This is a genomic window from Acidovorax sp. 22279, assembly GCF_052045435.1.
GTDB lineage: Bacteria > Pseudomonadota > Gammaproteobacteria > Burkholderiales > Burkholderiaceae_C > Acidovorax > Acidovorax delafieldii.
In genome coordinates this window covers 1-453 of sequence record NZ_JBQEOV010000039.1, presented here as the reverse complement: position 1 = coordinate 453, position 453 = coordinate 1, and the positions used below count along the sequence as shown (strand labels likewise).

At 60.5% G+C, this 453-nt stretch carries 1 protein-coding gene and 1 pseudogene; both read left to right on the top strand.

Translation table 11 applies throughout. The annotated features are described in order from the left end of the window. Positions 1-232 (top strand): DUF4148 domain-containing protein (locus ACTJKQ_RS24535; RefSeq protein WP_440598370.1); only part of this gene is annotated, 232 nt, incomplete at its 5' end. 89 nt (positions 233-321) lie between these two features. Beyond that, positions 322-453, top strand: a pseudogene (locus ACTJKQ_RS24530) (DUF4148 domain-containing protein); the annotation flags it as partial.

Genomic DNA, 453 nt, shown 5'->3' with positions numbered 1-453 from the left:
TGGTGCCCAGGCTGACGAAGCCGATGCTTCGCAGTTCGCCACCAAGTTTGAAACCAACCGCACCCGTGCTGAAGTGGCTGCCGAAGCTGCTACCGTGGCCCAGACCCGCTCGATCGAGCCCGCTGGTTCGCGTGTGGTGACTTACAAGTCCACGGCCGACCGCGCTGCCGTGCGTGCCCAGGCTGCTGAAGCGGTGCGCACTGGCCAGATTTCTTCGGGTGAACGCGGCTGATTCACCAGGGGCGGCTGAATCTGCCGCCCTGGTTGCGCCGTATCTCTCAGTACCCAAGTCCTCTTTTTAGAATTTTCCGGAGTTTCACCATGAACAAGTCTGTCCGTTTCCTGTCCGTTGCTGCTGTCGCCGCTTTTGCCGCTTTTGGTGCCCACGCTGACGAAGCCGATGCTTCGCAGTTCGCCACCAAGTTTGAAACCAACCGCACCCGCGCTGAAGTG